This window comes from Ruegeria sp. B10, assembly GCF_056539825.1.
Map to the genome: position 1 here is coordinate 104,520 of NZ_JBQFVP010000007.1, position 25,053 is coordinate 129,572.

Annotated in this window: 17 protein-coding genes and 1 tRNA gene; 12 read left to right on the forward strand and 6 right to left on the reverse strand. The window is 58.4% G+C overall.

The window, feature by feature from the left end; translation table 11 throughout:
- Positions 1–32 precede the first annotated feature (32 nt).
- The 3 genes from ACR0J4_RS11270 to ACR0J4_RS11280 form a co-directional block, all read right to left on the reverse strand.
- On the reverse strand, positions 33–1,334 hold the full coding sequence (locus ACR0J4_RS11270) for an ABC transporter substrate-binding protein (protein WP_170471559.1): 1,302 nt from the start codon (positions 1,332–1,334) through the stop codon (positions 33–35).
- Positions 1,335–1,428: 94 nt separating this feature from the next.
- Complete coding sequence (locus ACR0J4_RS11275; protein WP_170552113.1) at positions 1,429–2,454, reverse strand: LacI family DNA-binding transcriptional regulator; 1,026 nt, start codon at positions 2,452–2,454, stop codon at positions 1,429–1,431.
- Positions 2,455–3,727: 1,273 nt separating this feature from the next.
- Positions 3,728–4,369 carry an NADPH-dependent F420 reductase gene (locus tag ACR0J4_RS11280; protein WP_480668577.1) on the reverse strand — a complete coding sequence of 214 codons (642 nt, stop codon included), beginning with the start codon at positions 4,367–4,369 and terminating at the stop codon, positions 3,728–3,730.
- A 172-nt stretch (positions 4,370–4,541) separates the two neighbouring features.
- On the opposite strand from ACR0J4_RS11280, the gene ACR0J4_RS11285 reads away from it, so the two are divergent.
- The 4 genes from ACR0J4_RS11285 to ACR0J4_RS11300 all read left to right on the forward strand — a co-directional run bounded on the left by ACR0J4_RS11285 (position 4,542) and on the right by ACR0J4_RS11300 (position 10,569).
- Positions 4,542–7,832, forward strand: a complete 3,291-nt coding sequence (locus ACR0J4_RS11285) for an adenylate/guanylate cyclase domain-containing protein (protein ID WP_170642573.1) — start codon at positions 4,542–4,544, stop codon at positions 7,830–7,832.
- A gap of 102 nt (positions 7,833–7,934) precedes the next feature.
- The gene (locus ACR0J4_RS11290) at positions 7,935–8,231 is read left to right on the forward strand and encodes a hypothetical protein (RefSeq protein WP_419739375.1); all 297 of its coding nucleotides are present in this window, start codon (positions 7,935–7,937) and stop codon (positions 8,229–8,231) included.
- Between the two features lie 20 nt (positions 8,232–8,251).
- Positions 8,252–9,460 carry a YcaO-like family protein gene (locus ACR0J4_RS11295; protein ID WP_170642574.1) on the forward strand — a complete coding sequence of 403 codons (1,209 nt, stop codon included), beginning with the start codon at positions 8,252–8,254 and terminating at the stop codon, positions 9,458–9,460.
- Positions 9,457–10,569 carry a TfuA-like protein gene (locus tag ACR0J4_RS11300; RefSeq protein WP_170642575.1) on the forward strand — a complete coding sequence of 371 codons (1,113 nt, stop codon included), beginning with the start codon at positions 9,457–9,459 and terminating at the stop codon, positions 10,567–10,569. The genes ACR0J4_RS11295 and ACR0J4_RS11300 overlap by 4 nt, the downstream gene beginning before the upstream one ends.
- On the opposite strand, the gene rnr is transcribed toward ACR0J4_RS11300, so the two are convergent.
- Together rnr and dapE are read right to left on the reverse strand one after the other, a co-directional pair.
- The gene (gene rnr, locus ACR0J4_RS11305) at positions 10,566–12,824 is read right to left on the reverse strand and encodes a ribonuclease R (protein WP_170642576.1); all 2,259 of its coding nucleotides are present in this window, start codon (positions 12,822–12,824) and stop codon (positions 10,566–10,568) included. The genes ACR0J4_RS11300 and rnr overlap by 4 nt on opposite strands.
- A 62-nt stretch (positions 12,825–12,886) precedes the next feature.
- Positions 12,887–14,026 carry a succinyl-diaminopimelate desuccinylase gene (gene dapE / locus ACR0J4_RS11310; protein ID WP_170642577.1) on the reverse strand — a complete coding sequence of 380 codons (1,140 nt, stop codon included), beginning with the start codon at positions 14,024–14,026 and terminating at the stop codon, positions 12,887–12,889.
- 208 nt (positions 14,027–14,234) lie between these two features.
- Here dapE and ACR0J4_RS11315 point away from each other — a divergent pair, with 208 nt between their 5' ends.
- Complete coding sequence (locus tag ACR0J4_RS11315) at positions 14,235–15,293, forward strand: transporter substrate-binding domain-containing protein (protein WP_170642578.1); 1,059 nt, start codon at positions 14,235–14,237, stop codon at positions 15,291–15,293.
- Positions 15,294–15,373: 80 nt separating this feature from the next.
- Here ACR0J4_RS11315 and ACR0J4_RS11320 read toward each other — a convergent pair.
- Positions 15,374–15,458, reverse strand: a tRNA-Leu gene (locus tag ACR0J4_RS11320).
- A gap of 416 nt (positions 15,459–15,874) precedes the next feature.
- Between ACR0J4_RS11320 and ACR0J4_RS11325 the strand changes: the two genes are divergently transcribed.
- The 7 genes from ACR0J4_RS11325 (at position 15,875) to ACR0J4_RS11355 (ending at position 24,735) form a co-directional block, all read left to right on the forward strand.
- Positions 15,875–16,297, forward strand: coding sequence for a hypothetical protein (locus tag ACR0J4_RS11325; RefSeq protein ID WP_170459901.1), 423 nt, complete (start codon positions 15,875–15,877; stop codon positions 16,295–16,297).
- A gap of 2 nt (positions 16,298–16,299) precedes the next feature.
- Complete coding sequence (locus ACR0J4_RS11330) at positions 16,300–18,312, forward strand: dynamin family protein (RefSeq protein WP_170642579.1); 2,013 nt, start codon at positions 16,300–16,302, stop codon at positions 18,310–18,312.
- 8 nt (positions 18,313–18,320) lie between these two features.
- Complete coding sequence (locus tag ACR0J4_RS11335) at positions 18,321–20,051, forward strand: dynamin family protein (protein ID WP_170642580.1); 1,731 nt, start codon at positions 18,321–18,323, stop codon at positions 20,049–20,051.
- 37 nt (positions 20,052–20,088) lie between these two features.
- Positions 20,089–20,490, forward strand: coding sequence for a hypothetical protein (locus ACR0J4_RS11340; RefSeq protein ID WP_170642581.1), 402 nt, complete (start codon positions 20,089–20,091; stop codon positions 20,488–20,490).
- A 23-nt stretch (positions 20,491–20,513) separates the two neighbouring features.
- On the forward strand, positions 20,514–21,344 hold the full coding sequence (locus ACR0J4_RS11345; protein WP_170642582.1) for a hypothetical protein: 831 nt from the start codon (positions 20,514–20,516) through the stop codon (positions 21,342–21,344).
- A gap of 68 nt (positions 21,345–21,412) precedes the next feature.
- A complete protein-coding gene (locus ACR0J4_RS11350; protein WP_170642583.1) occupies positions 21,413–23,455 on the forward strand; it encodes a dynamin family protein in 2,043 nt (680 codons plus the stop codon).
- Positions 23,452–24,735 (forward strand): dynamin family protein, encoded by a 1,284-nt coding sequence (locus tag ACR0J4_RS11355; protein ID WP_170642584.1) that lies wholly within the window; start codon positions 23,452–23,454, stop codon positions 24,733–24,735. The genes ACR0J4_RS11350 and ACR0J4_RS11355 overlap by 4 nt, the downstream gene beginning before the upstream one ends.
- The last annotated feature ends 318 nt before the right edge of the window (positions 24,736–25,053 follow it).

Consider the following 25,053-nt stretch of genomic DNA (forward strand, 5'->3'; position numbering starts at 1 on the left):
CAGCTCTCTGCCCGCCCGCGTGGGAGGATGCCTCAGTACCCTGCGGCTTCCATTTCTTCGGCGGTGAAGGCCTGCGCTTTGGCAAGCGCTTCCTCAACCGTTTGCTGTCCGGCATAGACTGCCGAGAACTCTTGGCTGACCTGTGTCGCGATACCCGCGAACTCTGGGATCGCAGCGAACTGGATACCAACATATGGGACAGGTTTGACCGTTGGGTTGTTTGGATCAGCGGACAGGATCGAGTCCAGCGTCATCTTGGCAAACGGAACCTTCTGGTATTCCGGGTTCTCATACAAAGAGGAGCGCGCACCCGGCGGTACATTTGCCCAACCTTCGTTTTCAGCAACTAGCTCAATATAGTCTTTAGACGTTGCCCATTCGATGAACTGCTTGGCTGCGTCTTCTTGCTGTGTACCGGCCGGAATGGCCAGTGCCCAAGCCCAAAGCCAATTGGAGCGTTTGCCCAATCCGGTGTCGGGTGCCAGCGCAAAACCAACGCTGTCCGCGACGGTCGAGTCGTCCGGGTTGGTCACGAATGACGCCGCAACAGTGGCGTCGATCCACATGCCGCACTTGCCTTGCTGGAACAATGACAGGTTCTCATTAAATCCGTTGGTAGCATAGCCTGCCGGACCGGATTCAGTCATCATTTCAACGTAGAAGTTCAGCGTGTCAGACCATTCGGGCTGATCGAACTGGGGCTTCCAATCTTCGTCGAACCAGCGCGCGCCGAAGGAGTTGGACATCGCCGTGATGAACGCGCCGCCTTCACCCCAACCGGCTTTGCCACGTAGGCAGATGCCGTTGATGTCGGCGTCTCTGTCGGTCATCGCCGCCGCTGCTTCTTTGATGAATTGCCAGCTAGGCGCCTCGGGCATTTCCATGCCCGCCTTTTCCATCAGGTCAGTACGGTACATGATCATCGAGCTTTCGCCGTAGAACGGCGCCGCATACAGCGTTCCGTCATGGCTTAGACCGCCCGACATCGCCGGCAAAATGTCACCGACGTCGTACTCTTCGGACAGACCGTCCAACGGCACCAGCCAGCCATTTGCGCCCCAAATCGGGGTCTCGTACATGCCGATGGTCATGATGTCGAACTGACCACCTTTGGTGGTGATATCAGTGGTCACGCGCTGGCGCAGTACGTTTTCTTCCAGCGTCACCCATTCGACGTCGATACCCGTCGCTTCGGTGAATTTGTCGGTATAGCCCTGCATCCGGATCATGTCGCCGTTGTTTACTGTGGCGATCGTGATGGATTGTGCGTGGGCCGCGGCCGTCGCGACGAACGTCAAAGCTGTCGCCGCACGAAGTGCGTGTTTCAAGTACATCCCTGTCCTCCCTGAGCTTGGATGCTGTGCAGAAAGACTAGTTCAAGATTTGTCGCGGCGTCAATAAAAACTTTACGCGCGTTAATTTTTGACGTTATGCGGATTCCCTGAGAACCAATCGAGCCGGGAAGAGGGTTTCCGTCCGCTTCTCAAATTTTCCACCGTTTTCAATGAGTTCAAAAAGCGTTTCGACACTTCGGGCCGCTACATTGTCATAGTCATGCGCCGCGGTTGTCAGTGAAGGGCACGTGAATTTTGCAAAGGGATGATCGTCGTTCGAGGCCACCCGCAGCGCACAATCTTCTTTCCGCCCGACGCGAATCCCCTGCTCAAAACACGCCGCCAGAAAGCCGATCGCCAATCGGTCATTGCTGCACAAAACCGAATCCGTACGTAACTTGCGTTCATCCAAAACCTTGAGCGCACCTTGTCGGCCTATCTCTTCAAAGGCCCAGCCCGTGCCTTCGATTTTGATCACATGCGGTTCAAAACCCAAACGCTCCATCACCTCGACATAGGCCTTACGCCGCTTGTTGGCATTGGGGTTTGCAGGTGTCCGCATTTCGAAGAACGAGGGCGGTTCGCCTGTGCGGGTCATGTATTCCACAGTCTGAGACACAAAGCTGAAGTTGTCGGACCCGATAAACGCCGCGCCCAAACCGTCAAGGTTACTGTCGAACAGAACCGTCGGCACACTGGCGCAGAATTTCTCGATCGCCGACTTGTCAGAGATACGCCCCAAAGGCGCCAACAAGACGCCTGCAGGTTTCAGGGATTGCAAACCGTCCAGAATTTCGTTTTCCAGCTTTTGTTCCCCGTGAGCGCTGAAAAGGAAAGGCCGATACCCGGCTGCGATACAGCTCTGTTCGAGATACCGAGCGATTTCGGCAAAGAACGGATCAGCCAGATAGGGCACGACGATGCCGATATTCTTGGTCAGCTTCCGGTTCTGGTTCACTGCATAGATATTCGGGCGATAGTCAAACCGCTCCAGCGCCTCTTCGATGCGCGCCCTCGTCGTTGGGCGAACGCTATCGGGGTCGTGGAAGTATTTGGACACCGTTGGCCGCGATATTCCGCTGAGCGCCGCGAACTCTTCCATATTCTTGATTTTGGTCATGCCAGTCTGCCTGCGGATCACAGCCGCTTTGATCTTATCTTACTTTTACATATTCTTTGCGCGCGCTAAAAAGATCAATAGCCAGGCAAGTTCTGTTTGTTTCCGTGGGCACAGGGTTTGAATGTATCTCGTGATTGATACCAGGACATCGGCGGTCAAGCTTGTTTGATCGAATTTTCGCGACGTCCTCAATGGGGACTACAACGTCTCCGCAACACCCCGGCTGGTCAGAGCAGCACCCAAACCTTTGGTGGAAGGCGACGCTTGATGAGTTGAACCAGCTTTCAGGGCCAATCGCACTATCAGTGCGATCGAATGACCTTGTTTCAGTCATTTTCTTTGGGCACGTGGGTCGGTTTTCTACCATCGTAGATAAACGCGTTTCAAACGCATTCGATCTGCTCGCATGTTTGCAGGAATTGGAACTCAGGGCTTTTGCAACGCAGGCAACCGGCATAACGTTCCTTTTTTTGATGAAATTGGCGACGAGTTGCAGATCTACGTGACGGAGAACCGAATTGAATTTCGGCAGCGAGCCCAAAGCAGATAACTGGAACGTCAGGGTCTTTGAAGATTTGCACTCGATTTTGCGACTTGCGATTTCGATGTGCCCTGCTAGCAATAAACTATGAAAAAGTGGATAATCTCAAATATTAGTTTTAGTTGCAGTATCGTCATTTATGGCGGGTCAGAAGTTTCACCAGTTTATGTACGATGATATTTGTTTGGACAAGGGTGGTGGGCGAAATCCGGGCGACTTTCCGATCTGCGTAGTTGAATAGCTCAACGACAGCTAAGTCCGCATAGCTGACAACTGTCCAAAAGGCTCCACTCTTTCTATTGAGACGGAACGGCTTGCCGTTTAGGCCAATATTGCGCGATGGACTGTTCTGATATGTCCCAGAAATCTCGCATCGAAGAGTGCGGCTGAAAAGCTGGTCAGAGGTGTCATACGAAAGACACCCAAGCGGTACTTAGCTGAGGAGGAAATCAGGACTATATTTCGACCGACCTCGGTGGACAGACAAGTACTGCCACCCTGTGCTGCTGCTATGTCGCAGAAAGCCTGTATTCCTTCTGATCGAAAGAGTTTTGCGAAGCTGGGAAGAACCGTATGGCGGGTGACACGGTCAATGAGGCTATCACGTCGGAAGTCAACGAGCGGCTATCCGAAGTTCCGGCCCAGATGCGCGGCGTATGCCGCTTTTGCAATGGGCCTTTGAAGCAGGCAGAGCGTTCGAGCCTGCCTGCTTCTCTGCGTATTCAAGCGCGACTATGCGTCGGAGCGCAGGATGACGGGCGTGATCCGCGTGCCTTCGCCCTGAACATAGGCCATCTGAATGATCAACTCGGCCAGAGGTTCCAGATACCGCGCACTCAGCATCGCTCCGCTATCTACCGGGTCGTAGTTGATTGCACGCACCAGCTCGGCCACCGTTTCTTTTGCCCCAGCGTCATCCCCGGCAAGGAATACTTGAGGGCGGATGCCGCCATAGGTCGGATCCGAGTCAACGACATCCGCAAAGATCGCGTTGAAGGCTTTGACGACCGGGACGCCCGGCAGCTTCGCTTGGCAGACCTCGCCTGCGGACGTGGAATGCCCCAGGGTCAGAGCCATGTAGTCATCGGTCAGAGGGTTAGTGCAGTCGACCACCACCTTGCCTTCCAGTGATCCCAAAGCCTCCAATGTATCATCCAACGCCGTGAACGGTACGGCGATGAACACAACCTCGGCGTGTTGAATTAGATCGGCTGCAAGGCCGCCTTTAATACCATGCCGATCCGCGGCCTCGACCCCACGTCCGGTATCTCGCGAACCGATATGAACCACATGATCCGTTGCAGAAAACCGGCGAGCAAGCGCGTTGGCGACATTGCCGGTTCCGACGATAAGCAAATTTCTTGAGTTGGGCACGACGACGTTCTTCCCCTTGATAATGTTGCGATTCCGAGGATAGTGGAATCGGTATCATGATGATAATTGTTTTTTGCGCTCTCTTTCAGATTGCAGCGCTTCAGGCGGGCGATTGGTGTGTTTCAGTCGTGTCGCAAGTGCCCGTTGGTAGGGTGAATGGTGAAACAACACGATGGCAATTGATCTCGACGATTGGCTGCGCGCGCTTGGAATGGAGCGCTACGTCACGGCGTTTCATGACCATGATGTGGATGGCAGCCTGTTGCCGACGATTACTGCAGAAGACCTCAGGGATATGGGGATCGCATCGGTTGGCCATCGCCGTCAGTTGTTAAATGCGATTGCCTTGCTGCGCAGCGGGCAGGCATCGGACTTGGCAAACGGACCGTTTGCGGAAAAGGCGGATCGCAGCCACTCGGTCGCGCCGCAACAGCGGCGTCAGCTGTCAGTGGTGTTCACGGATCTTGTCGGCTCGACCCAACTGTCCGAACAACTGGACGCCGAAGAGCTTTCGACCCTGTTGACCAGCTACAAAAGCGCCGTGACCGAGATCGTCGAGGAATACGGCGGCTTTGTCGCGCAATATCTGGGCGATGGCGTTCTGGCTTATTTTGGCTGGCCGCAGGCCTATGATCATGACGCCGAACGGGCGATCCGATCAGGGCTGAGCATCGCCGACTCGATGCATTTTCTGGGCCGGCCACATGGGGTTAAGCTGAATTGCCGCATTGGCATCGCAACGGGCAATGTCGTTGTCGGAGACCTGATACGCAACTCATATATCGAAGAAGATCAGGCCGTCGGGCGGGCGCCCAACCTGGCCGCGCGAATTCAGTTGATGGCGAAACCGGGCACGTTGGCGATCTCGGATGAAACCAAGAAGATCGTCGAAGGCAAATTCGATCTGACCGATCTGGGAAATCACAAATTGAAAGGCTTCCGCGGCGAGGTACGTATCTGGCGCGTCGAAGGCGCAACGGACGGCCCCACCCCCGATTTCAAGCGTCGGTCAAAAGAAAAGCTGCCAATCATCAATCGCAAGGTTGAACTGGCCCAGTTGGATAGCGCGTGGGAGCAGGTCGAGCAGGGCGTACCGCGGTCGACGCTCATTTCCGGTGAGCCGGGGATTGGCAAGTCCCGACTGGTGGAAGAGTTCGTATCGCATGTGCTTGAGGCCGAGGGCGAAGTTTTGCGCTTTCAATGCTCGCCCTTTCATACCAATGACGCCTTGTATCCGGTTCTGAACCAAATCTGGTCCATGGTTTTGGGTGGGGGGCAGCTTTCGGCCGGGGACACGGCCCAGCGGCTGGAACAGATTTTTTCGGCTACAACCCTAGATCCGGGCAAGACAGCCTCATTGGCGGATGCCTTGATGCAGTTTCGTGAACACGGGCGCGACACCACGCTGCCGCTTGATGCGCTGGGCCGGAAAGAGATGACGTTTCAGGCGCTGATTGCTCTGTTCGAATGGTATGTGCGCGACAAGAAAGTGCTGGTTGTCTTCGAGGACCTTCACTGGATCGACCCGACCACAAAAGAGCTATTGGGACGGCTGCTTGAGACGTTCAAAGATGAGCAGGTCATGGTGCTGCTGACCTGCAGGCCCGCGTTTCAAACCTCGTGGGAGGTCAATACCCGCATCGAACTGACCCGGCTGTCCAACGAGGAAATCGGTGAGATTGCGGCGCATGTCTACGATCTGAAACCGGTGCCGATGCCGGTGCTGGAATTGATCGCAGATCGGTCCGACGGGGTGCCGCTTTTTGCTGAAGAACTTTCTAAGTCGTTCATTGAAACCGGCGCCTTTGACCGGACCGATGGGGGTGGCGCTTCGATTGATGAGACGGCGGTGCCGACCACGCTGAACGAGTTGTTGGTCGCCCGCCTTGATCGTCACCCCGAATCCCGCCGGATACTGCAGACGGCTGCGGCTATCGGTCGGGATTTTTCCTTCGACGTTCTGTCTGCCGTGATTGATGAATCCGATCATGCGCTGTCGGCTCATTTAAACACGTTGGTATCTGCGCAGATTATTGTTCCCCCCCCGGCTGCGGCCCGTAGATACTCGTTCCGCCACGCCCTGATGCGAGATGCCGCGTATGAGACCATGCTGCGATCCGTGCGTGCAATGGTGCATGCGCGAATTGCGGCTGTACTTGGTGCGCGGTTTCGCAAAATCACGCCCGCCCATGTTCTCGGCAGCCATTGGGGTTTGTCTGGCAACCACGCTGAAGCAACACGGTGCTTCCAGCAAGCGGCGGAGCAGGCAAGTTCGCGCTACGCGAATACAGAGGCCACGGCCTATTTCAAATCTGCGTTGAACCATCTGGAACAGGTCACCCTTTCGGACGGGTTGCACCCTGGCACTCTGCCGGAGCGTGCCGATCTACTGGAACAGCTTGGCACCGTCTTGACATTGGTTCACGACCTTGACGGCGCGGTTGCGGCTTATCGTGAGGCCGTAGGGTTGGTTCAAGACAACCCGCGGAAAACTGCTCGGTTGCACCGTCTGACCGGAAATGCCTTGCAACAGGATCGCGAGGGATCACTGGCCGAACTTGCCGCTGCCGAAGCCGCGCTGGATCAAATCGCGTGGCAGGACGACGCCGAGCTGGTGCGGGAGTGGATCGACATCCAACTCAATACACTCAACGTTCACTACTGGAGCGGGGACGGCGAGGCGATGTCTCAACTGGCGGCTGGACTGGCGCAGGATGTGGGCAGCATGACCGCTGAACAACGCGCCGAGTATTTCGATCAACTGGTGCTGCGTGACCTAAGAATGTCGCGCTATGATCCCACCGAGGACACGATTGAAACCGCATCGAACTATGTGTCTGCGGCTGAGGAAACTGGTAATCTTGCCGTTGTGGCCTCGGCCCTGTTTATCCTTGGGTTCGTCAATCTGCACAGCATCAGACTATCTCAGGCACAGGAGGCGATGAGCGCAGGTCTGGAGGCCGCGCGCAAATCCGGTCACCGCAAGATCGAGTTGCGCTGCATGACTTATCTATCCCTCGTCTACCGGCGCATGCATAATCCATCCGAGGCCACGCGCCTGTCTCATGAAAGCATCGCGTTGGCGCGGGAACTACAGATGCATGAGTATATTGCATTGGCGACCGCCAACCTGTCGTGGGAGGCATGGCAGCGCAGCGCAGACAGTACCGCGTGCAAGCTGGCCCGCGACGCGATGCTTCAGTTCGAGAAGACCTCGATCGCTTATCCGTTTGAATGGTCCGCGCTGTTGCCTTTGATCGCATCCAGCCAGACGCAGAAAGACCTCTCCGAGGTGCCAAAGCTGTGCGCGCGACTTCTGGACAGCAGCCAGCAGAACCTGCCCGAGACGCTGCGCAATGTCGTGGCAGATATCGGTACCCTGACAGGCTCAGATGACGTGCCCCTGATCAAAAGACGTATTGCCGCGTTGATCGACGCTGCACGCTATTCTGGGTTCCTCTAACACGGCCCATTGGCCCAAGACTGCCCCAGTCCGAGGGAAAGCTTGCGGCACCGGGTTCGATTTGCTGTAGTGAACGTGCCTGTATTGAGTGGAGGAGACATAATGTCCGAAAGCGATATTGAGAACTTTAGACACGACCTGATTATTGCAAGCGATGATGGCACAGTGCTGCATATCCCGCGTGAGGTCTGGGACAACAAAGCCTATCAGGTTGATCCTGAGAAGTACCAGAACGACAAGGGCTGGGCCTTGGTCCGAGAGCTTCTGGAATGTGGTGTAAACCTTGCCACCATCCCGCCCAAAGACTTCCTTCCGCCTGACAAGTTCGAACCCGAAGGCACCTGCTATCTGGTCAATATCGACGGGCTGAAACAGAGGCACAAATTCACACGCAGCTAGGATCAGCCCCGCAGACAGACATGGGGCAGGAGGGGGAAGACCAGCACCGAGCGCCTGCCCACGCGGTTCCGTCCGTACAAGTTCTGGACCGCGTCTTGCCCCATATGAAGCGTCTTGGCGTCACCCGGCTGGCTGAACTGACCGGCTTGGATTGCATCGGCATTCCCGTCTACGCCGCGCATCGTCCGAATGCGCGGTCTCTGGCCGTTACGCAAGGCAAAGGCGCGACCGTCGCGGATGCAAAGGTTTCGGCCTTGATGGAGGCGGTCGAGCTCAGCTGCGCCGAAACTACGGTCTTGCCCCTGCGTCTGGCAAGCGCCGATGACTTGGCGAAGTCGGAAAACGTGATTGATCTTGAGCGTCTGCCTCGGATCTCAGAACACCCCATTTCGCGCAGTAAACCCGTGCTTTGGGCCGAGGGAAAGGCGCTCTCAGATGGCCATTCGGTCTGGGTTCCTTACGAGCTGGTCCATATGGATTACACGCTGCCCCTGCAGCCCGGATTGGGGTGTTTTCTGATGTCGTCGACCGGCCTCGCCTCGGGCAGCAGCGTTGATGAGGCTACCTGTCAGGCGCTGGCCGAAACGCTGGAGCGTGATGCGGTGACCTTGTGGAAGCGCAACCCCAGCATCACGGCGTCTTGCCGGGTCAATCTGCACTCCGTCACAGACCCGACTTGCAAATCGCTTCTTGATAGGTTCGACGCCGCAGGCGTGGCTTGCGCGATCTGGGACGTGACCTCGGACCTTGGAATTCCCGCATTCTTTGCAACAATCATCGACCGTCAGGATGACACGAGACGTGGCTTGCAGGCGGCCTCGGGGGCAGGATGCCACCCTGCGCGGGGCATAGCCTTGTCTCGTGCCCTGACCGAAGCGGCGCAAAGTCGGCTGACCCTTATTTCGGGCGCGCGGGATGATCGGACTCGCGACTACTATGAAGTGCGGCGCAATGCGGAAACCCTCCGGTCGCAGCGCGTCGAGGTTGTTGAGGCGGACACGCCGCACCGGTTCGACAATGTGCCGTTGCATCAGGTCCGCTCCCCTCGTGATAGCCTTGACTGCATGCTGGCCGCGCTTGAACGGGCCGGGCTTGAGGTGCCGGTTGCCGTTGATCTTTCGGTTCCCGACCTGCCCGCAACGGTCATGCGGGTCATTGCGCCGGGGCTTGAAGGTACATCCTACGCGCCCGGATACCGCCCCGGAGCGCGCGCGCGGAAGGTGTCATGAGCCAAGGTGATATCATCCTCTTTGCCGGTCCTTCCTTGCCGCGCCGGTGTGACGTGGAAGACCGGTTGCCGATCCGAGGTCTTGGACCTGCGGCGCAGGGTGATCTGCTGAAGGCGGCGCTCGCCCGCCCACGTGCCATCATCCTGCTGGATGGCTATTTCGAGGCCTTGCCCGCCGTCTACCACAAGGAAATCCTGTGGGCTTTGTCCGAAGGTATCCCCGTTTATGGCGCCGCCTCGATCGGAGCCCTGCGCGCGTGTGAGCTTGGCAGTTTTGGCATGGTCGGGGTCGGTGAGATCTTTGACGCGTTCGCCCAATTCCGGCTTGAAGCTGATGATGAGGTCGCCCTGATCCATGCGCCTGAAGAGGTCGGTTTTGCCAACCTTTCCGAGCCACTGGTGAACATCCGCTGGACACTGGATGCCGCTGTCGCCGCGCAGGTTGTTGAGCGGCAGTTGGCGGATGCCCTTGTCGCAGCCGCCCGTCGCAGGTTTTATCCCGATCGCAGCTTTGACAGCCTCTTGGAAGACTGTGCAGCTTTGGACCCGGTCGCCGCAGACCGCCTTGAGGCATGGCTTCCCGAGGGTCGAATTGATCAGAAAAACCGCGATGCACAGGCCTGTTTGAAGCGTGTGGAGAACGACTGGCGGAACGATACGCTTCCCGCCGCGCCAGCGTTCGAGTTCCGGCATACGGATGCGTTCGAAACCCTTCTGACAGGCGTGCTGTCTCATAACCCGCTGAATGATCCTGAGGTCCTTGCGCGATGCATGACCGCCTCCGGTGATCGGTTCGACGCGCTGCGCCTTGCCGCAGAGATCGACGCGCTGGCTCTTGCGCTGGACCAGCACTCCGGGCAACCCGTTCCGGGCGAAGACCTTGTGCTTGCAGTATCAGAGTTTCGGCAGCGGCACGGCCTGCTTGATCAGCAGGCGCTGCAGCACTGGCTGAGTCGAAACGGCGTGGATATCGACGCCCTGTCCCGCAAGTTGGAGGAAAGCGCGCGGATCGCCCGTGCGCGGCAACAGATTGAGCCCCACCTGAACGACCGTATGCGAGACTTGCTCGTCTTTGCACAGGGGTCGTCACAACCTGCGGACAAAGGCTAGCGCTGACGCCGTTTTCGTTCGACCTTACGCTTGATCTTGTCCTTCTTGCGCTTGGTGCTGACCGACTTGCGTCTGGTTGCGCGTCCCTTCGGCCCGCGTCCTCGGGGCAGGGCCTGATCGTCAATGGAGAGTAACTCCAATTCCAAGCCGCCCGTGACCGGTGTCGCCTCGGTCAATCGCACAGTGACACGTTGGCCTATTGCTATGATCAGACCGGTATCCGAGCCCATGAGGGTTCCCGCTTCGCGGTCGAAATGGAAGAACTCACGCCCCAGCGATCGGACAGGCACCAGCCCGTCCGCGCCGGTTTCGTCCATCTTCACGAAGGCCCCGAAGCGCGCGATTCCGCTGATCCGGCCCTTGAACTCATTGCCCACACGTTCGCTGAGATAGGCCGCCAAATAGCGGTCAGTCGTGTCGCGTTCAGCCATCATCGAGCGTCGCTCAGTGTCCGAGATATGGGTCGCGGTTTCGTCAAGCCGGGCGATTTCATCCTCGGTCAGACCGTCATCACCCCAGCCATGGCCCGAGATCAGCGCGCGGTGGACGATCAGGTCAGCATAGCGACGAATGGGCGAGGTGAAATGTGCATAGTTCCGTAATGCCAACCCGAAATGACCGAAGTTTTCGGGATTGTAATAGGCCTGCGCCATCGACCGCAGGGTCGTCAGGTTGATCAGTTCCGCATCCTCGGTACCCGCAGCCGCATTCAGCAGGGCGTTCAGGTGACGGGTTTGCAGAACCTGACCCTTGGCAAGGTTCAGGCCAGCGGCTTGGGCCGTTTCGCGCAAGCTTTCCAGCTTTTCAGGCGCGGGTTCTTCGTGGACGCGGAACAACAGTGGCCGACGTTTCGCAATCAGCGCTTCAGCTGCGGCGACGTTGGCAAGGATCATGAACTCTTCGATCAGCTTATGCGCGTCCAAACGGTCGCGGAAGGCGACGCTGGTGACCTCGCCCGTATCGGACAGAACAATCTTGCGTTCCGGTAGGTCCAGCTCCAGCGGTTGCCGCGCCGCGCGCGCGGTTTTAAGCGCGGTATAGGCGGCGTAGAGCGGCTTCAGAACCGTCTCCAACAACGGTCCCGTGCGGTCATTGGGGGAGCCGTCGATGGCCTCCTGCACCTCAGCATAGTGCAGCGACGCGGCCGAGCGCATCAAACCTCGCACGAAGCGATGGCCGATCTTGTTGCCCTCGGCGTCGATTTGCATCCGCACGGCGATACAGGCCCGCGGGACACCTTCGTGCAGGGAACACAGATCACCTGACAGGCGATCCGGCAGCATCGGCACGACGCGATCCGGGAAATAGCTGGAGTTGCCACGCTTGCGCGCCTCGCGGTCCAGTGCGGTGCCGGGCTGTACATAGGCGGCGACGTCGGCAATTGCGACCCAGATCACATGGCCGCGGGGGTTCTTGGGGTCGTCATCGGCATGAGCATAGCAGGCGTCATCATGGTCGCGCGCATCCGAGGGGTCGATGGTCAGCAGCGGCATGTCCCGCAAGTCTTCGCGACCCTTCAGACCAACGGGTTTGGCCTTGTCAGCTTCGGCGATGACCTTGTCGGGAAAATCGTCGGGGATGCCATGTTGATGGATCGCGATCAGCGACACAGCCTTTGGCGCGGACGGGTCGCCCAAACGTTCGACAATGCGGGCGCGGGGCAGGCCCATGCGAGATTTGGGTCCGGCCTGTTCGGCCTCGACCAGTTCACCGTCTTTGGCCCCATGCACCGCGCCTTCGGGCACTTGCCATTCGGTCTGGCTGGCCTTGTCGATGGGCACGATCCGCCCGCCTTCGGCCCCTTTGCGGAACAGACCTACGATCTTGCGCGGGTTGGTCCCGATGCGGCGGATCAGGCGGGCCTCGTAATTGTGGTCTTCTTCCTGCACCACAGTCAGACGGGCCAGAATCCGGTCGCCTTCGCCCAACGCGGGATCGCTGGCGCGGGTGATCAGGAGGACAATCGGCTCAACCCCTTCCCCATGCCATTCCAATGGCCGCGCGAACAGGTCGCCATCCTCATTGGGGGCCTTCACCTGCAGCACACTGACCGGAGGTAGGCGATCCGGGTCGCGGTAACTGCGCTTGCGCTTTTCCAGATGCCCTTCGGCCTCAAGCTCTTTGAGGATGCGTTTCAGATCAATCCGATCCGCGCCCTTGATGCCAAAGGCCTTTGCGATATCGCGTTTCGAGGTCAGGGTGGGGTTCGCCGAGATCCAATCCAGGACCTCTTGCTTGGTGGGGATGCGAGTCATGGGTTTGGCCTAGCACGGTGGTGAGACGGCGTCATGACTAAAATCGCAGCCCCCTGACCCAGTCAGGCGAAGTAGTCTTTCAGGATGCGGGTATAGATCGCCTTGAGCTGCTTGATCTGAGCTACCTCGACGCATTCGTCCACCTGATGCATAGTCCGCCCGACCAGCCCGAACTCGACCACCGGGCAGTGGTTCTTGACAAACCGCGCGTCGGACGTGCCGCCCGTTGTCGACAGCTCGGGCGTGATGCCAGTCTCGGCTTTGACGGCTTTTGACACCAGATCGGAAAGCGTGCCCGGAGGGGTCAGAAAGCTTTCGCCCGAGATCTTGATCCGTGTCTCAATCTCAACGCCGAAATCCTGCGCCACCTGATCGGCCTGCTGCAGCAACCAATCGCTAAGGGCAGCCCCGGAATGCAGGTCGTTAAAGCGGATATTCACCGCCCCGCTGCATTGCGCCGGGATCACGTTGGTCGCGGCATTGCCAGTGTCGATTGTCACTACGGCCAGCGTAGAGGCATCGAAGTGATCGCTTCCCTGATCCAACTCGTGACTGGCGAGCCGATCCATTAACCGCGCCATCGCCGGCAGAGGGTTCTTCGCCCGATGCGGATAGGCCGAATGCCCCTGCACCCCGGTCACTGTAAACCAAGCGGTCATTGAGCCGCGACGACCGATCTTGATCATCTCGCCCATACGGTTGGGACAGGTTGGCTCGCCCACCAGACAGACCGACATCCGCTCGTGCGATTGATCCATATAGTCCAGCAGGGCCGTCGTGCCGTCCAGCGCGTCGCCTTCCTCATCCCCGGTAATGGTCAGGATGATGGCCCCATCGGGTGGGGTATCGCGGACGAAATCAATAGCTGCGGCTGCAAAGGCCGCGACCCCGGATTTCATATCGGTTGTGCCGCGTCCGAACATGACGCCGTCATGCACCTCGGCCCCAAATGGGGGCTTGGTCCATGCGGCCTCATCGCCTACCGGAACAACGTCGGTGTGGCCGTTGAAACCAAAACTGCGCGGGTGCCCTTTGGTCCCCCAACGGGCGAACAGGTTGCAGATGCCGCCGCGATCCACCCGCGTGCAGTCAAACCCCGCACCTGACAGCAGATTTTCCAACAAGACCAAAGCCCCCCCTTCAACGGGTGTGACCGATGGGCAACGAATCAATTCCGCTGTCAATTGAACTGCGTCAGTCATTTCGGGCCTCGGGGTTGGGTTTTCGTTCGGGTTACCGCACAGATTCAACGAATTGGCCGGATTGCCAACCCCAATCCGTCAGATTCCCCAGGTAATTCCCACAATGTGTCGAGTTGAGACGCCAATAAAACATGGAGCTTTACCCTGCGGTGACCTTGCTGTTTTGACCTCAATCGCGCTACAGGGCGGCGAAACAGGTAATTTGACCATGAAACGCGCCTTTTACGCATTGATCAGCCTGACTTTCGCCGTTCTCGCACAGCAAAGCCTGGCCCAAACCTTGAACGTCACCACGGTGACCCGCCCACCGTTTTCCTATGTCGAGGACGGTGCCGAGGCTGGTTTTTCCATGGATCTGCTGGCAGCGCTCGCCGAGTCGCTGGAATGGGAATACTCCGTCACCCGGGTCGAGGCTTTCGCAGACATGCTGGCGGCTGTTCAGGATGGAACGGCGGATCTGGCGATCGCAAACATCTCGATTACTGCGCTGCGTGAGACGCAGATGGATTTCAGCCAGCCGATCTTCGAGGCCGGGTTGCAGATCATGGTGCCCTCGGATTCGGCGCGTAAGCCGTCGCTGTTGCAGGCGCTGCTGTCGGCCGAGCTGTTCTTTGCCATCGGCTTGGCCTTTGCCATCCTTCTTGGGGGTGGCATGCTGATGTGGGGGTTCGAACGTCGCGCGCAGCCCTATTTCGACCGAAAATTGAACGAGGCTTGGTTTCCATCCTTCTGGTGGGCGCTGAATCTGGTCGTCAATGGCGGCTTTGAAGAGAGGATGCCCCGCACGCCCTTTGGCCGGATCTTGGGCGTCATACTGGTGGTGTCGTCCTTGTTCATCGTCTCGGTCTTCACCGCCCGGATCACCAGTGTGATGACGGTGGATGCGATCACCGGAAATGTGAACTCGGTCAATGATCTTTACGGCAAAAATGTCGGCACGATCGAGGGATCGACGGCTGCCAGTTTCCTCAACCGGCGCGAGATCGAATACGTCGCCTACCCCGGGCTTGATGAAATGTTGGAGGCTTTCAAGGCCGAAGACCTGAACGCCGTCGTATTCGACGCCCCGGTCCTGTCCTATTTTGCCGCCCATGAGGGTCGCCGTATCGCCACGATGACCGGAGGGATCTTCCTGCGCGAAAATTACGGCATAGCTTTCCCAACGGGGTCGCCCTTGGTGGAAGAGGTCAATCAGGCGCTTCTGGCTTTGCGCGAAGATGGAACCTATGACGAGATTTACCGCAAATGGTTCGGATCGCGAAACTAAGAAACTGGCCTCTGGTTTCGAAGGCACAGCTAGCTCAGCGGACCAGCTGAAACGCTACAATTATCGCCTATGGATACCAGTGGTGCGGGTGGAGGGACTTGAACCCCCACGCCTTGCGGCGCCAGAACCTAAATCTGGTGCGTCTACCAATTTCGCCACACCCGCAACCGGACGCTTATGCGTCGGACTGGAGCGCTGGATAGCAAAGCTTTTCCGCAAGCGCGAGGGGTAAAATCCATTCAAAGGCAAGTTTTTGCGCTTGAACAAAACGCCGTTGCGATTCGCTGGTATTTGCCAAGCGCTGCGGTATAGTCCGCCAACGTTGCCAATTTGCAGACTATGCGGTTTGTCGCGAGATAGGTGTTTTTGAAGAAGAACCCCGTACACGTAGGGGTTGAGGCATTCTTATGAATCGCGCGCCTTAATGGCGCCACATTTGAAACGCCAAAATATCTTATTCGCGTCAAAATAACACCGCCTTGAACGGGCTTCTTGGTCGCGTAGGAGTTAATGAGTCTTTTCTGCCACTTAGGCGCCCTTACGAGTTTTTTTGCTCAACTCCAGTCTCGAGGTTCTTTGCTGTGACCGATCCGAACAACTCCGCTGCCCACGAGCAGGATGCCGTCATCTTTGCACGTGAGAGTTTTCTGGGTGAACTCAAAACCCTGAACCGTGACTACCCCAATACCGGCTTTGGAATTTCACTGCGCACCCATTCGGGTCAGCACTATCTGCTGGCAAACGCGCGGATGCCGCTGCCCGCCAGCAAATCTGATGGCTTTCCGACCGGGCGTCGCGTTGCCTGCCTTGAAAACGGAGACCGCTTCAGCTCGATCGAGGTTCTGGCAGATTCCGAAGGCTACGAAACCATTACACCACGGGCCGAGGCCGAGATTCTGGGCAACGCCCTGAACCTGATTGCCCGTATCGACACCCTGACCGGGATCCCGGCTCAAGGCGCGGACCACGCGCACCGGATCGCGGCAACAGGAACCGGAGGCTGAACATGGCGCGCAATGACCACCTTTTGTCTGTGGGCAACGAAGCTCTGATGCCGATGACGTCGGCGATGACGTCGTTGACATCGCAGATCGACCAACTGACAGAGGTGGCGGATGCGCGCTCCTCGGCGCGACTGGCGACGCTCAAGACGCGAATGGAAAACTTCACCGCCAGCGTGACGATGGTGGGGCAGGTCAAGGCTGGCAAGTCCTCGATCGTTAACATTCTGGCAGGCCGTCCTGCGCTGCTGCCTTCTGACGTCAACCCGTGGACCTCGGTGGTCACGACGCTGAACATCAACACGCGCCCGCCGGGAGACACCAAGTCCAAGTTCACTTTCTTCGAGCAGGAAGAATGGGACAACCTGATGGTGGGCGGCGGTCGTCTGGGTGAGCTGGCCAACCGCGCCGGTGCGGATGACGAAATGGACGATATCCGCCGCCAGATCGGTGAGATGAAGGCCAAATCCGAAGAACGTCTTGGCAAGCATTTCGACCTGATTCTGGGTCAAAGCCACCAGTACGACTATTTCGATGAAGAGCTGATCCAGCGCTACGTTTGTCTGGGCGATGAGGACGATCCGGATATCGACCCCAAAACCGGACGGTTCGCCGATGTAACCAAATCGGCCGAGCTTTACATGGACATCCCGCAATACCCGATTGCGCTGAAGCTTTGCGATACTCCCGGTGTGAACGATACCTTCATGGTGCGCGAGCAGATCACGCTGCGCAGCCTGCGCGGGTCCGAGGTTTGTGTTGTCGTGCTGGCCGCAAGTCAGGCGCTGACCACGATGGATATGGCGTTGATGCGGATCATCGCCCAGTTCGAAAATCGCCAGATCGTGCTGTTCGTGAACCGTATCGACGAGCTGGCTGATCCGGTGAACCAGGTGCCCGAGATCCGCGACCGGATCCAGGACACGCTGAAACAGAACAACATCGACGCCAACACAAGTGTCGTGTTCGGCAGCGCCCTGTGGGCCGAGGCCGCCTTGACTGGCAACCCCGAAATCCTGACCGAGGAGTCGCGTGAGGCCCTGAACACTTTCTACCTTGCTGCAGGGTTCGGGGATCAGGCGCCGTCACTGGATAAGATCTGGGCGCTTTCGGGGCTGCCCGACCTTCTGTTGGCAATGAACGAACGTATCGCCGAAGGGGCAGGGGCCAGATTGCTGGACCGTGTGCGCCACCGGGCGCGCAACATTGCCAGCCAGATTCGCGCCACTGCAGTTGCAAAGACCCTGTCTGGGGGTGAGGGCGTCGTCCGCGATCTTGACGGCGCGTCGCCTGAAGATGCGATTGCTGCTGTTTCCGCCGAGTATGACAAAAAGGCCGCTGACCTGACCGCCAAGCTGCGCGACAAGGTGCTGGAGCGTTTGAACTCGGCCGAGACGAGCTTTGTCAAACGGGCCACTGACTCCCTGATTTCGCATCTGGAACAGAATGGTGAACAGGGTACGTGGCAGTATGATCCTGCGGGTCTGCGGACGCTGCAGAAAGCGGCGTATTTCAGCTTTGCCCGTTCGATGCGCAAGGAAGCCAGCGCGCTTTATTCGGCAGCAGCGGCGGATGTCGAGGCGCTCTATCAGAAACTGCTTGGCAATCATCTGGGTGAGTTCAACATCGAAGCCCCGATCGTGCCCCGTGTACCGCCCCCGCTGGGGATCGGTCGCACCATCGCGCTGGACCTGCAAAGCACATGGTGGCGGCGCTGGTGGCAGCGGCGCAAAGGGTTCGAGGCCTATGCATCTGACTACACCCGTCTGATCGCGTCCGAAGCGAACTCGATCACCAAGGATATCGAGGAAAATCAGGTCGCCGCCGTGCTTGAAAACGTGCGGGCCGTCCTGACCGACTTCCTGCGCGAGCAGAAGGAAACCCTGCTGAATATCTCGGCCACGGCCGAGAAGGATGCAGGGCAAAATCCGGCGCTGATGGCGGGTTTGCAATTGCAGAAATCCCGTGACGAGATTCTGGGCAGCATCCTCAAAGATCTAAGCAACGAAGCGGCGTAAGTAGAAAAATGGCAAAAGACATCCAAAACCGTTTCATCACCCCCAAGGCATGGGAGCGTATCGAGCAGTGGTCGCGCCGTAAGCCGGTTTTCGCCCTCATGGGCGAGTTCAGCGCCGGTAAATCGACGCTTATGAACTTTCTGCTGCGCAAGCAGGCCTTGCCGACGCAAGTCACCGCAACCCAGCTGCCGCCGGTCTGGTTCAGCTATGGCAACCGCTCCGCTTACGTCAAACGCCATGATGGTAGCACCGAAGATATCTCGCTGGATCAGCTTGAGAGTGTGGGTGTCAACGACGCGCAGTTCATTCGGATTTTCCTTGAAGCCGATATTCTTGAGGCGGTTGATCTGATCGACACGCCTGGTATCTCGGACCCCAAAATCTCAACCGATGTTTGGCAGCGCGCTGTCGGGCAGGCTAATGGCGTTCTGTGGTGTACCCATGCGACACAGGCCTGGCGGGAAACTGAACGTGCGACATGGGTCTCTCTGCCCGAACGGTTGCAGAACAATTCGATCCTGCTGATCACGCGCGCTGATGCACTGGGCCAGAAGGACCGGCAAAAAGTCCTGCGTCGGGTCAACCGCGAAGCGGGGCATCTGTTCAACCGCTCGATCCTGTTTTCTGCCCGCGATGCGATTACCGCGCGCGATAAGACCGGCGACCCCGAGATGTGGGCGCGCAGCGGTGGCGGCAAGATGATCGACTGCTTCCTCGGGATCACCGAGCAGATCATGGACACCCGCGCCGGCCATCTGTCGAGGTACCAAATTGACAAGAGCCAGTCTGACGGCCCGCTGGTGCGCCCGACCCGGCCCAAGCGCAAGGATGAGGCCGCTGAGGTCGCGCCGTTGCAACTGGTGGATCCGGTTACTTCGGAGACCCCGGAGGTGGCAGATCAGGACGGTGGCGTGGTCACCAATTTCCCAGTGCGCCCGTCCCGCGTGGAACGACGCTCGGACGAGGTAGAGCGGGAGCGGATCAACGCGGACGAGGCCGAGCGCCTGCGCGCCGAAATGGTCCCGACGCCGGACCCTCAACCCGCCGAGGCGGAAGAGGACCAGCTGCGGGCCCAGTTCAGAGAAGAACCCAAAGACCCGCTGGACCTCTCCTCTTTCGCTGAAAACGAGGCGGACCTGGACGTGTTCGAATTCTCGGGTGCGGAAGACGAAGATGAGAATGTCTTTGCCGAAGAGGATGAAACACCCAGGCCCTCAAATGATGTGGCTGAGGCAGCGCCTGAGGCTGAGGAATCTGAAGACCTTCTGGAATCGCTCAACAAGACCTTGTCCAACACACCCGAGGTTGTGCCGACGGAGGCCACAGAAGACCAGTCTGATGCGCCCGGGATCGAGGTTTCGGTCTCGTCGATCACGGCATTGATGGCGGAACAGTCGGGAAGCGATGACGACGACTTTGAACCGGAACCCGAAACTAACGGTCTGGTCGAAGTGCGTCTGATGCCGCAGCCCGAACCGGAAGAGGTTGCGGAAGATGCAAACGAGGGGCTGCTGGACATCCCCGCAGGCGAGCTTCCCAGCGCAGCCGCGATGTGGCGAGAGCTTGCCGCCGCCGGGGATCTGCCGACAGATGCCGAGGGGCTTCAACGCGCATTCCTGGCCTTTCTGGCCGAGTTCGACCAGATTGCCCACGAGTACGCAGAATCTCAGGCCAAAGAGGCGATCAGGTCCATTCCCAAAGCCGGGGAACACAGAGGGGCAGAATGGCATGTTCTGTAGCCGACGCCGACAAGACATGAAGAAGGTCAGGGTTTAAATGTCTATTCAAGTTGCTCTGACCGCGGCGATGGAGACCATACCCGACTGCGTTGCAGCCGGGTATGTCGACATGGAAACGGGTATGTTGCTGGGCACCAGCGTCAAGGACCCTGATGCCTCGGACGTGCTGGACACGCTGGCTTTGGCCGCGGCAAACCTGTTTCAAGGGCGCGGGGTGGTGGCTTTTGAAACCATGCTGCGCGAGGCAGGCGGGGACGCGTCTGAAACACCGGGATTTGGGGAAATCGCGGTGTTTTCCGGCGACAGAGTAATCATTTTCCAGCGGACCCGGGAATATCCCGAACATGTGGTCTGCTACATCTGCAGCAACAGCGCGAATGTAGGGTTGGCGCTTACCAAATCACATCTCAGCTTAGGGCTGGTTGCGGCCGCAGTCTGAACGGGACCAGAGGGGGTCACGGTATGATGGATACGAACATACTCGACATGCTCGACAATATCGGGCGGTCCTCGGTTGCACGTTTGTCGCCTGCCGTCCCGGTCGAGGGCGAGACCTCGGTTGCGCGCCGTGCTGGTGTGCTGCGCGCTATTCGTGGCACCGTTCTGCCGCGTCGCTTGGAGTTTACTGCGGCCAATGGAGACGTGCTGGCGATTGAAGTTAGCAATGCCCGTGTGACCGATGTGTTCCGCGTTCGGTCGGGTATGGTGCCGGATTTTGAAACCGAACCGCGTGAAGGGCTGATCGGCAAACTTGCGCAGCTGGTGTCGGACATCGCCGACGCGCCCGCGCCGCTGGAATTCGTCTCGCTGAAACCCGATGCCGAGCTTGAGGCCGATGACGTCGGCGTCACGCTTGGCGAAATCGAAACGGCCTGCGCCCGGATCGAACTTCCGGTGGAGCCGATTGTTTCGGTTGTACCGGATGTTCAACAGCCTGCGCCTCAGGCAACGGATTCCACCTCTGCCGCGCGGGGGTTCTTTGACAGTGCCGAGCGTTTCGCGCAGGCGCGTGGCCTGATCGACGGAGGTGATCCTCAGTTCGAAGGAGACGCCGCACTGCGCCCGGATGCCGGTCTTCTGGCGCGTTTCATGGCGGATCTGACCGGATGGAACGATGATAGCCAGTCCGAGCTGCAGCAACCTCAACTGATTGTCATGCGTCCTTCGGGGGGCAAGGGGGCCGCCGTGGCGGTGGTGCAGGATCAAGGTCAGACCGCTATTGCCGTCCATGACGCGCGCAAGCTGGGTGCCGTTGTTGGCCTGTGGCCCAAACTTTCCGGGGGTGACTCATGAGCGCCTCCCGATCCTTCAAATTTTCCATCAATTCAAACCAGTGTTTCTTGTTGCCAGGGTAAAAAGTTATGAGTGAAACCAGTCGCCGCGAGCTTATTCGCATTGCCGAAGACATGAACGAGACGAGTAATGACGAAACCCGTCAGTTCATCTCGCGTATTGTCGGAGACCTTTCGGGGTTGAAGCCGTCGATTGCCTTCGTCGGGCAGATCAAGGCGGGAAAATCGCGTTTGATCAACGGCTTCACGGGGCAGGCCGAATACCTGCCCTCGGATGTGAACCCGTGGACGACGGTGATCACCGATATGCATTTTGGCCATCCTTCAGGTCGCACCGAGGGGGCAGAGTTCCACTTCTTCGACAATCACCAGTGGCAGGCTCTGATCGCCGAGGGTGAAGAGCTGCGCAACATGTTCCCTGATGAAGAGGACAGCTATAAGCGCGAGATGATCGAAGAGCAGGTCGAGGCGATGAAAACCCGCGCCCGTCTGCGTCTGGGCGATAGCTACGAACAGCTGCTGGGTCAACATCATGATCTGGAAGACCTGAACTCGGACGATCTGGCCCGCTATGTCTGCGCGGGAGATGATCCGAGCGATAGCGAAACCCCCGATCCCGGCTCGGATCGGGGACTTTACAGTGATATCACCCGAAAGGCCGAGGTCTATTTTGACATCGGCCATTTCCCGTTTCCGCTGACAGTTACCGACACGCCGGGCGTCAACGACCCGCTGCTGATCCGCGAAGAAATCTCGCGTCAGTACCTCAAGGAATCCGATTTCTTTGTGGTGGTTCTGTCCGCGCATCAGGCCTTGTCACGGGCCGATCTGAAGCTGTTCCGTCTGATGCAGGCGCTGGAACTGGGCCAGATCGTCGTCTTCATCAACCGCGTGGATGAGCTGGGCGGCGGAGCCGAGGATGCCGGCAAGGTGCGCAGCGATGTTCTGGATGGTCTGGAGCAAGCGCTGGGGAACTCGGACATTGACGTGCTAATGGGCAGTGCCCAATGGGCGCACTATGCACTGACTGGGGATGAGACCGGCGTCAATCACGATGACGTCCTAGCCTGGCTGCGCGCCCATCCCGAGCAGATGAAGCAGTATCTGGACGGTGTGGAAGAGATCAAGCAAGGCCCCGGCCCGATCAGCCGCGAAGGCGTTCTGCGCTTTGCTGCCATGATCGCCTCTGGTCTGCCGGATCTGCGGCGGCATGTGACACAGGCCTTGGCCGACGGCCCTCGCAGCGAACAGCTGCGGATGGCGTGGCAGCATCTGAACAGTTTCGCGCAGGGCGAATTGGAACGGTCGCAGGCCGAGCTGCGCGCGCTTGAATCCGAGGACGGCTCTACTGCAGTTGATCTGGACGAAAACAACAAAACGCTTGGTGAACTCAGGGCGCTAGTCGCCGAGAAGACCGAGGTGATGACGCGCGACATGGATGACGTGCTGGCCAATTTGCGCGGCGTCATGGATGACACGGTGGCCGAGGCGGTCTCGGCCGTGGTGCGTGGCCCGGATGGCAATTCGCCTCTGCTGGCCAAAGGTGCTGAGACCGAGCTGAACTTTACCCCTCTGCGCGACCGGATGCGCGAGTTGATTCAAGGGGCCACGCAGGTCGTCCGCCAGCGCATGCTGAGCGAGCTTTATGCGATCGACATGCAGGCCAACGCGGCCCTGCGCGCCTTGCCCGGATGGCAGGACCCTGTCGACAACCGAATGAACACCAGCGCGGTGCGGTGGTTCCGTCCGGACACCACAGCGCTTACTCGCGGTATTACGGTGGAGTTGCGGGTGAACTGGCTGTCGCGCCTGATTTCGCGCAAAAGCGTGGTCACGCGCGCAGAGCGGATGATCGTGCAGGAATTCGAACTGATCGGGGATGATCTGATCGACACGGCTCGTGAAAACATGATGGAGCGGCTGAAAACGGTTCTGGACCACTATGTGGCGCTCTTGGGCGGCTATCTTGAACACCGAACCGGATCGAGTGAAACTAATGCTCAGGCTGAAGCGCAGGATGCGTTCGACCGGGCCCGTCGCATCGCCGATGAACTGGAAACGGTGTTTGGCCCGATGCGCGCGGATGAAGGACAAGCAAAGGCAGCGGAATGATCGAATTTCCCGGAACCGAAAAGGACGTCAGACAGCTTGAACGCTTTCTGAACGCAACCGAATCCCTGCCAATGGATTCGGCGCTGGAGGATATGCGCGCGAAGGCTCTGGCCCATGCCGAGCGTCTGTCCAACGCGGTCAATATCGGTTTTGCCGGGGAATTCGGGGCGGGTAAGTCTAGCCTCGCGAATATGCTGGCCGGGGCGGACATCCTGCCCACTGGGCCGCAGCATCTGAAGCTGCCTCTCGTGATCGTTGCCTATGCGGACGCGCCTGAAACCACTGTCGGCTGGTGGGACAAGGAACCCAAGACTTACTCAGGGATCGTGCTTGAGAAAGCGGCCGAGGATAAGCCCGACTTCATCTCGGTCGGGTTGAACACGCCCGCGCTTCGCGAGATTTCGTTGTTCGACCTGCCCGGCTCGGGCGCGTTGGATGAGACTTACAAGCCAACGCTCGACCTGCTGCGTTTCGTGGACTGCGCCATCTGGTGTACCAATGGCACAAACGCCTGGCGCGAGACTGAGCGTCATCTCTGGGCGCAGGTCCCTCAGGAGTTACGCGACAACAGTCTACTGGCCGTAACGCATACCGATTTGCCTCACGTCCGTGATGCTCTGGACCGCGTGCTTGCCCGGTTGAATAAGGAAAAAACAGGCCTTTTCAACGCCGTGGTTCCAATCGGTACGCCTGTTGCAGTGAAAGCCATGGCGCAAGAGCCTGAACCAGATTTTGATCTGTGGGAAAACTGCGGAGGTCAGAATCTGGCTGAGAAAGTGCTTGAGGCGGCTTCCGCGCGTCGGATGCATGACCTGAACGCAGCCCGCAAAGACATTGCCGAGCTGTTTGAGCCATTTCTGGAAACTCTCTCTGACCCCGAGCCAGAGCCAGAGGCTGAAAGCTCCTCAGTTCAAGCTGCGCTTGGATCGGCCCTGCCGCCGTTGAACAACCCGATCCTCGAAGACTGGCTGGCCGCGATTGCCAGCATCTATGAGGACCTGCGTGAATCCTCGGATATCGAACCGGCCGCGTTCCTGCAGAGCTGTCAGGAAATCGTCGAGGACTTTGCCGAACGTCTGGAACAGGGCGGCGAGATCGATCCCGATGCGGACTGGATTCCCGGCGAGTTCGAAAAGGCCACCGACCTTCTGCTGCTGCTGCAATTCGAAAGCGGCGACGCACCTTTGCGTGATGCCATCAGCATTCTGGCGCAGCTGAGCGACAACCTCGCCTGGGCTGGTAGCACTGTGGCGACCGAGCAGTCCAAGACCGGAACCTGACGCTCTCCACCTGGAATTGAGCTGCACTGCGGCGATTCGAGGCCTGTCCAAAACGATTCCCTATTGTTTCGAATTCGTAGACCAACCGCTTGTTTTGGTTGGTTCAGTTTTCGAATTATGTATGTGAATTTACCATATCTATGATTGCAAAATGGGCCCAGCACTATATGTTGATTTAGGGGAAATACGATCCATAGTGAAGCCATGAGGCGGCCCCAATAAAGTCAAATTTGAAACGTCTAACCGGACATAAGTGTCCTGCGGTTGTTTTTGGTTATGAGTTCGCGGGCTGATTGCCCAGTTTTCTGTACCGCGATT

Coding starts and splice junctions, on each gene's coding strand:
- ACR0J4_RS11270 (WP_170471559.1), bottom strand. CDS start 1,334: ATGTACTTGAAACACGCACTTCGTGCGGCGACAGCTTTGACGTTCGTC.
- ACR0J4_RS11275 (WP_170552113.1), bottom strand. CDS start 2,454: ATGACCAAAATCAAGAATATGGAAGAGTTCGCGGCGCTCAGCGGAATA.
- ACR0J4_RS11285 (WP_170642573.1), top strand. CDS start 4,542: ATGGCAATTGATCTCGACGATTGGCTGCGCGCGCTTGGAATGGAGCGC.
- ACR0J4_RS11290 (WP_419739375.1), top strand. CDS start 7,935: ATGTCCGAAAGCGATATTGAGAACTTTAGACACGACCTGATTATTGCA.
- ACR0J4_RS11295 (WP_170642574.1), top strand. CDS start 8,252: ATGGGGCAGGAGGGGGAAGACCAGCACCGAGCGCCTGCCCACGCGGTT.
- ACR0J4_RS11300 (WP_170642575.1), top strand. CDS start 9,457: ATGAGCCAAGGTGATATCATCCTCTTTGCCGGTCCTTCCTTGCCGCGC.
- rnr (WP_170642576.1), bottom strand. CDS start 12,824: ATGACTCGCATCCCCACCAAGCAAGAGGTCCTGGATTGGATCTCGGCG.
- dapE (WP_170642577.1), bottom strand. CDS start 14,026: ATGACTGACGCAGTTCAATTGACAGCGGAATTGATTCGTTGCCCATCG.
- ACR0J4_RS11315 (WP_170642578.1), top strand. CDS start 14,235: ATGAAACGCGCCTTTTACGCATTGATCAGCCTGACTTTCGCCGTTCTC.
- ACR0J4_RS11330 (WP_170642579.1), top strand. CDS start 16,300: ATGGCGCGCAATGACCACCTTTTGTCTGTGGGCAACGAAGCTCTGATG.
- ACR0J4_RS11335 (WP_170642580.1), top strand. CDS start 18,321: ATGGCAAAAGACATCCAAAACCGTTTCATCACCCCCAAGGCATGGGAG.
- ACR0J4_RS11340 (WP_170642581.1), top strand. CDS start 20,089: ATGTCTATTCAAGTTGCTCTGACCGCGGCGATGGAGACCATACCCGAC.
- ACR0J4_RS11345 (WP_170642582.1), top strand. CDS start 20,514: ATGATGGATACGAACATACTCGACATGCTCGACAATATCGGGCGGTCC.
- ACR0J4_RS11350 (WP_170642583.1), top strand. CDS start 21,413: ATGAGTGAAACCAGTCGCCGCGAGCTTATTCGCATTGCCGAAGACATG.
- ACR0J4_RS11355 (WP_170642584.1), top strand. CDS start 23,452: ATGATCGAATTTCCCGGAACCGAAAAGGACGTCAGACAGCTTGAACGC.